At 72.3% G+C, this 6,891-nt stretch carries 8 protein-coding genes and 1 pseudogene; 2 read left to right on the top strand and 7 right to left on the bottom strand.

Translation table 11 applies throughout. From position 1 onward, the window contains the following. The 3 genes from C1J00_RS35325 to C1J00_RS35315 all read right to left on the bottom strand — a co-directional run. Positions 1–476 (bottom strand): carbohydrate kinase family protein (locus C1J00_RS35325; protein ID WP_245936629.1); only part of this gene is annotated, 476 nt, incomplete at its 3' end. A 137-nt stretch (positions 477–613) separates the two neighbouring features. Then, positions 614–1,903 carry a glucarate dehydratase family protein gene (locus C1J00_RS35320; RefSeq protein ID WP_102913028.1) on the bottom strand — a complete coding sequence of 430 codons (1,290 nt, stop codon included), beginning with the start codon at positions 1,901–1,903 and terminating at the stop codon, positions 614–616. Then, a complete protein-coding gene (locus C1J00_RS35315) occupies positions 1,900–2,850 on the bottom strand; it encodes a 5-dehydro-4-deoxyglucarate dehydratase (RefSeq protein WP_102913027.1) in 951 nt (316 codons plus the stop codon). Before C1J00_RS35315 ends, C1J00_RS35320 begins: the two co-directional genes overlap by 4 nt. A gap of 99 nt (positions 2,851–2,949) precedes the next feature. Between C1J00_RS35315 and C1J00_RS35310 the strand changes: the two genes are divergently transcribed. After that, positions 2,950–3,732, top strand: a complete 783-nt coding sequence (locus tag C1J00_RS35310) for an IclR family transcriptional regulator (protein ID WP_102913026.1) — start codon at positions 2,950–2,952, stop codon at positions 3,730–3,732. A 24-nt stretch (positions 3,733–3,756) separates the two neighbouring features. Then, positions 3,757–4,057 (top strand): annotated as a pseudogene (locus C1J00_RS47280) (MFS transporter); the annotation flags it as partial. 4 nt (positions 4,058–4,061) lie between these two features. Here the strand turns inward: C1J00_RS47280 and C1J00_RS35300 are convergent. The 4 genes from C1J00_RS35300 to C1J00_RS45650 all read right to left on the bottom strand — a co-directional run. Further along, positions 4,062–5,063, bottom strand: coding sequence for an adenosine deaminase (locus C1J00_RS35300; protein ID WP_180989811.1), 1,002 nt, complete (start codon positions 5,061–5,063; stop codon positions 4,062–4,064). Between the two features lie 20 nt (positions 5,064–5,083). Further along, entirely contained in the window at positions 5,084–5,989 is a 906-nt protein-coding gene (locus tag C1J00_RS35295) for a ribonuclease Z (protein WP_102913024.1), read from the bottom strand. Between the two features lie 6 nt (positions 5,990–5,995). After that, positions 5,996–6,349 (bottom strand): HIT domain-containing protein, encoded by a 354-nt coding sequence (locus tag C1J00_RS35290; RefSeq protein ID WP_102913023.1) that lies wholly within the window; start codon positions 6,347–6,349, stop codon positions 5,996–5,998. Positions 6,350–6,606: 257 nt separating this feature from the next. Then, the coding region (locus C1J00_RS45650; RefSeq protein WP_500691494.1) for a polysaccharide deacetylase family protein at positions 6,607–6,891 on the bottom strand (285 nt) is incomplete at its 5' end.

Raw genomic sequence — 6,891 nt, 5'->3', positions numbered from 1 at the left:
GGGCACTGGGGGGCCGGTTCCTCGGGGGGCGGCTCATGGCCGTGCGAGACCATCGTGCGCTCCCCCTCGTAGGCCATGGAGACGGTGACCGGGGAGTGCCAGCCGGGCACCGTGCGCGACGGGGAGAGGTCGATGCCCTCGCCGTGCTCCAGTGCGTCCCAGCAGTAGTCGCCGTAGTGGTCGTCGCCGAAGGCCGCCGCGAGGGACGTGCGCAGGCCGAGGCGGGCCAGTGCGGTGGCCATGTTGGCGACGCCGCCGGGGCTCGACCCCATCCCGCGCGCCCAGGACTCCGTCCCGCGCACCGGGGCGGAGTCGAGGCCGGTGAAGATGATGTCCAGGAAGACGGTGCCGGTGAGGTAGACGTCCCAGGGCGGGTCGTCCGGCGTGCGCAGCGGGGCGAGGGGATCGACCTGGCTCTGGCGGGGCGATCCCTTTCCGGAGGGGCCCTTTCCGGCCGGGGCGGTGGACGCGGTCACGGTGCGCTCCCTGACGTGGTGCGGATCAGGTCAGTCTGCACCACGTCACCGATACGTGACGCCGATCACGCCGGACCCACCCGTCCCGTCGGCTCGCGCCGAGCCCGCCCGCGCCCCCGCCCCGGGCGGGAGGGGGCCTACCAGCGGGGCATCGCGGGTGTCACCCACGCGGGGTCGGCGATCCGCATCGCGGCCGCGTCGTCGCGGTCACGCAGGGTGCCGTCGTCGTCCAGCCACCGCTGGTGCAGCGCCGCCAGCCGCTCGCGGTCGAGTTCCACACCGAGGCCGGGCGCGTCGGACACGGGCACCTTGCCGCCCTTGAAGGTGAGCCGCTCGGTGAGGACGTCCTCGGACTGCCAGGGGTAGTGGGAGTCGCAGGCGTGGTGGAGGTCCGGGACGGTGGCTGCCACGTGGGTCATCGCGGCGAGCGAGATGCCCAGGTGGGTGTTGGAGTGCATCGACACGCCGACGCCGAAGGTGCGGCAGACGGCGGCGAGCTGCTGGGTGTTGCGCAGCCCGCCCCAGTAGTGGTGGTCGGAGAGCACGACCTGGACGGCGCCCCGGGTGAAGGCCTCCCGGATCTCGGCGAAGGTCGTCACGCACATGTTGGTGGCGAGCGGCACGCCGGTGCGCTCGGCGACCTCGGCCATGGCGGGCGTGCCGAGCGCCGGGTCCTCCAGGTACTCGAGGACCTCGCCGAGTTCCCGGGCCACCTTCACGGACGTCTCCACGGACCAGGCGCCGTTCGGGTCGAGCCGCAGTGGGTGTCCCGGGAAGGCCTCGGCGAGCGCCCGTACGGCCGCGATCTCCTCGTCGGGCGGGAAGACGCCGCCCTTGAGCTTGAAGGAGGTGAAGCCGTACCGCTCCGTGAAGCGGCGGGCCTGTTCCACCACGCCCGCCGGGTCGACGGCGGCGCCCCAGTCGTCCTTCTCGGCCGGGACGCCCTCGGGGTGGTGGGCCCACTTGTAGAACAGGTAGGCGCTGTACTCGACGGCGTCGCGGACCTTCCCGCCGAGCAGTGCGTGCACGGGCAGTCCGAGCGCCTTGCCGAGGGCGTCGAGGCAGGCGACCTCGAAGCCGGAGACGACGGACAACCGCAGCTTGTCGGCGGTCTGGACGCCGCGCAGCCCGCCGACGTCGACGGCGTTCTCGACCCGGGAGGCGTCCACCGCGACCTGGTCGGCGACCGCGAACAGGCCGTTCAGATCGCTGACCTGGCGCCCTTTCAGCCGCTCGGCGAAGGGCCGGGCCAGCTCCAGGTACTTGGCGTCGCCGTAGGTCTCCCCCACGCCGGTGACCCCGTCCGCGGTGACGACCTCGACGATCAGCCGGGGCGTGTACGGCTGGTGCACGCCCTGGGTGTTCAGCAGGGGCGGGTCCGCGACCAGGAGGGGTGTCAGGCGGACGTCCGCGATCGTGAGGTTCACAGGGTGGCTCCTACGAGGTCGAGTCCGGTGGTGAGGAGGGTGGTGAGGGCGGCCAGGTCGGCGGGTGAGGGGTCGGTGAGCGGGGCTCGTACCGGGCCCACGGAGTGGCCGCGGAGCCGGGCCGCCGCCTTCACCAGCGAGACGGCGTACCCGGGGACGCGGTCGCGCAGTTCGACGAGCGGGACGTAGAAGTCGCGCAGCAGCTTGTCGACGGTGCCGTGGTCGTCGTCGCGCAGGGCACTGAAGAAGGCTCCGGCGATCTCGGGGGCGAAGGCGTGGACGGCGGAGGAGTAGGCGGGGACGCCGACGGTGGCGTAGGCGCGGGCCTGGATCTCGGCGGTCGAGGCCCCGTTGAAGAACAGGAAGTCCTCGGGCGCGGCCAGGGTGAGGCGCTGCAGCCGGTCGAGGTCGCTGTGGCCGTCCTTGAGGCCGATGACGTTCGGCAGGGCGGCGATGCGGCGCAGCGAGCCGGCGGTGTAGGCGACCTGGCCGCGCTGGTAGGCGATCAGGGGCAGCGGGGTGCGGGCGGCGATCTGCTCCAGCTGGGCGACCAGGCCGTCCTGCGGGGCGGCGACGAGGTAGTGCGGCAGCACGAGGAGCGCGTCGGCTCCGGCGTCCTCGGCGATGCGCGCGAACCGGACGGCCTGCGCCCAGCCGTAGCCGGTGCCGGCGACGACGGGGACGCGGCCCGCCGCCTCCTCGACGGTGATGGTGACGACCTGCCGGTACTCGTCCTCGTCGAGCGAGAAGAACTCGCCGGTGCCGCAGGCCGGGAACACGGCGCCGGGCGCGGCGGCGATCCGCTCCGCGACGTAGGCGCGGTAGCCGTCCGGGTCGAAGGTGCCGTCGCCGCGGAAGCCGGTCAGCGGGAACGACAGCACGCCGCCGGCCATTCCCTCCCGCAGCCGCTGTGCGACCGCCACCGGCCCGGCGCTCACGGTCGTCATCTCCCAGTCATCTCCTTATGTAGATGGCATCCATGTATGAGAATGAGGGTTGGGTATGCGAACGTCAACCGCCCGGTGCGGCCCGATTACCATCGGTGCATGTCAGACACAGGGGGCGTCCGTGAGGTAAAGTCCGCGGCGCGCACGGTCGATCTGCTGGAACTCCTCGCCGCGCGCGGCGACCGCCCGGCCCGGCTCCAGGAGCTGGCCGCCGAACTCGGTGTGCCGCGCAGCTCGATGTACGCGCTGCTGCAGACCCTGATCTCACGCGGCTGGGTCCGCACCGACGTCACCGGCTCCCTGTACGGCATCGGCATCCACGCCCTGCTCACCGGTACGAGCTACCTCGACTCCGACCCGCGGGTGAGGGCCGTACGGCCGTACCTCGACGAGGCGTCCGAGGCGCTCGGCGAGACCATCCACATGGGCCGGCTGGACGGCACGGACGTGGCGTATCTGGCCACGCGTGAATCGCACGAGTACCTGCGGACGATTCTCCGGGTGGGGCGGCGCCTGCCCGCGCACGCCGGGGCCCTGGGCAAGGCCCTGCTGGCGGAACGGCCGGACGGCGAGCTGCCCGAGGGTCCGTACGAGGCGCTGACCCCCAACTCGCACACGAGCAGGCAGTCCCTGCTGGCCGACCTCGCGGAGATCCGCTCCCGCGGCTGGTCCGTGGACCGCGAGGAGGGCGTGACCGGCATCGTCGGCTTCGGCTTCGCGCTGCGCTACGACAGCCCGGCGCTGGACGCGATCAGCTGCTCGGTGCCGGTCGCCCGGCTCACGCCCGCGCACGAGGAGCGGATCGTCGCCGTGATGCGGGAGATCCGGATCAAGGCCGAGGCGACCGTTCCGGCGGGGCCCGGATCGGTGCACTGGCGTTAGCGAGAGCACCGTCGACGCGTGACGAGTGTGCCGGCGGCGCGGGCCGGGTTCCCGGTCATGGGCGCGGTCCTCGGCGCGGGACCGCTGGTGATCGCCCTGCCGATGACCGCCGTCGCCCTGCACACCGGCGGCCCCCGCTGCCGCCCGGTGCGATCCGCCGCCGCGGCGGTCACCCGGCCGCTCTGGTCGCCGCCGCCACGGGCACGCCCACCGGTGCGATCCCCGAGTCGGGGCCCCGGAGCAGCCGGTGGTGGAGATTCCGGTGCAGACCCCGGCCGTGCCCGCCCAGCGTGCCTACGACAAGGCGGGTTCGGAGGTCTTCTGAGGCCCTACGGCGTGCTCTGGAAGTCGTAGGCGTCCACCTCGGCGAGATACCGCGCCCGCAGTTCCTCGTCGTCCTCCAGGAACGAGGCGAGGAAGGAGTTGCGGGCGAGCTCGCGCAGCCGCTCGTCGGTGAGGCCGAGGGTGGCGCGCACGGCGTCGAAGTTGTCGTCGGCGTAACCGCCGAAGTAGGCCGGGTCGTCGGAGTTGACCGTGCACATCAGACCCGCGTCCAGCATGGCGGGCAGGGGATGGTCGGCGAGGGTGTCGACCGTGCGCAGCCGGACGTTGGACAGCGGGCACAGCGTCAGCGGCACCCGGTCGCGCACCAGCCGCTCCACCAGCGCGGGGTCCTCCACGCAGCGCAGCCCGTGGTCGACGCGCTCGACGCCGAGGACGTCCAGTGCCTCGGTGATGTACTCCGGCGGGCCCTCCTCACCGGCGTGGGCGACCCGCCGCAGTCCGAGCGCGGCGGCGGCCTCGTAGACCTCGCGGAACTTCGCCGGCGGGTGCCCGACCTCGGCGGAGTCGAGGCCGACGCCGGTGATCCGGTCCAGGTAGGGCTTGGCGGCGTCGAGCGTGGCCAGGGCCGACTCGGCGGACTCGTCGCGCAGGAAGCACAGGATCAGCCGGGTCGAGACGCCGTGGTTCGCCTCGCTGTTCCCGAGCGCCCGCCACAGCCCCTCGACGACCGTGCCGATCTCAAGACCGCGGCCGGTGTGGGCCTGCGGGTCGAAGAAGATCTCCGCGTGCCGCACCCCCTGCGCGGCGGCCCGGGCGAGATAGGCGTTCGCCAGGTCCTCGAAGTCCCGCTCGGTGCGCAGGACGGCCATGAGCTCGTAGTACAGGTTCAGGAAGGACTGCAGGTCCTCGAACCGGTAGGCCTCGCGCAGCTCGTCCGTGTCGGCGTAGGGCAGCGTGACACCGTTGCGCGCGGCGAGCTCGAAGGCGAGTTCCGGCTCCAGGGTGCCTTCGATGTGAAGGTGCAGTTCGGCTTTGGGGAGGGACATCAATTCATCGTACGGCCGTTTCACCGACGCTTCGGAACCGGCACCCTCAGGAGATCGTGGGCCACGGTCAGCTCGCCGTCGTACCCGGCGGCCCGGGCCTGCCGCTCGAACTCGTCGGGTTCCGTGTAGCGCTGGCTGAAGTGGGTCAGCACGAGGTGCCGCACGCCTCCGTCCCGGGCCACCCGCGCGGCCTGACCCGCTGTCAGGTGCCCGTGCTCGACGGCGAGTTCCTCGTCCTCGTCGAGGAACGTCGACTCGATGACGAGCATGTCGCAGCCTTCTGCGAGCGCGTACACGCCGTCGCACAGCCGGGTGTCCATGACGAACGCGAACCGCTGCCCGCGCCGCGCCTCGCTGACGTCGTCGAGCGAGACCCCGCCGAGTGACCCCTCGCGCTGGATGCGGCCGACGTCCGGTCCCCGGATGCCGTGCTCGGCGAGCCGCTCGGGCAGCATGCGGCGGCCGTCGGGCTCGACGATCCGGTAGCCGTACGACTCCACCGGGTGCGACAGCTTCCGGGCCTCCAGTGTGTAGCCGCCCGTGCGGGCCACGGGTCCATCGGCGGCGACCGGGGCCTCGGTGATGCCGACGGTCTCGCGGTAGGCGGTGGCGTACCGGAGCCGGTCGAAGAAGCGCTGCCCGGAGCGGGGGTAGTGGGCGGTGATCTCGTGCGGGACCCTGTCGAGGTTGATGCGCTGGATCACGCCGGCGAGGCCGAGGGAGTGGTCGCCGTGGAAATGCGTGACACAGATCCGGTTCAGGTCGTGCGCGGCGACCCCGGCACGCAGCATCTGGCGCTGCGTGCCCTCGCCGGGGTCGAAGAGGATGCCCTCGCCGTCCCAGCGCAGGAGGTAGCCGTTGTGGTTGCGGTGCCGGGTCGGGACCTGGCTGGCGGTGCCGAGGACCACCAGTTCACGTACGGACAAGGCGGATTACCCCGGGGGCCATTCGAGGCCGCGGCCGCCGAGCACGTGACCGTGCACGTGCCACACCGTCTGGCCGGCGCCGCTGCCGGTGTTGAAGACGAGGCGGTAGCTCTCGAGCTTCTCCTCGTCGGCGACGGCCTGGGCCTCGCGGAGCACGTCCGCGGTGAGGGCCGGGTCGGCGGCGGCGAGGGCGGCGGCGTTCTCGTGGTGCGCCTTGGGGATGATCAGGACGTGGGTGGGGGCCTGGGGGTTGATGTCGCGGAAGGCGATGGTGGTTTCTGTCCGGCGGACGATCGTCGCCGGGACGGTGCCTGCGACGATCTTGCAGAACAGGCAGTCTTCCTGGGGCTCCCCTGCCATTTTCCCTCCGGGGGTCAGCCGAGTGTGGTCTTGGTCGGGCATCGTATCGTCGTCGGGTGCGGGCCGTTCGTGGCCGGTCGCGCGGTTCCCCGCGCCTTGTGCACTCGGTGTCGACTTTCGTCTGCCACGCCCCGACACACCCACGCGCTCGCGGCCGGGGACACGGTGCCGTCATGTGCCCTCTGGCAGCACCGGTCGACGAGGGAGCGAGCGGGGTGAAGTCAGCGCACCGCATGCCGGCGTACGCGACCCCGAGATCACAGCGTGGCGCGCAGGTGGCTCACCGTGACGAAGTGGTAGCCCTCGGCGGTGAGGGTGCGCAGGATCTCGGGAACGGCCGCGACCGAGGTGGCGTGGATGTCGTGCAGGAGGACGACATCGTTGGGCTGGACCTTGGTGATGACGGTCCGGGCCACCTTGGCGGGGTCGCGGTACTTCCAGTCCTCGGTGTCGAGGTCCCACAGCACGGGCGAGAGGGTGGTGGCGGCCTTGACGGTGTTGTTGATGGCGCCGTAGGGCGGGCGGAAGAGGCGGGGGCGGAT

Source organism: Streptomyces cahuitamycinicus, from assembly GCF_002891435.1.
GTDB lineage: Bacteria > Actinomycetota > Actinomycetes > Streptomycetales > Streptomycetaceae > Streptomyces > Streptomyces cahuitamycinicus.
Note: the sequence above shows the minus strand (reverse complement) of the source record. Positions and strands in the feature narration are given on the sequence as shown.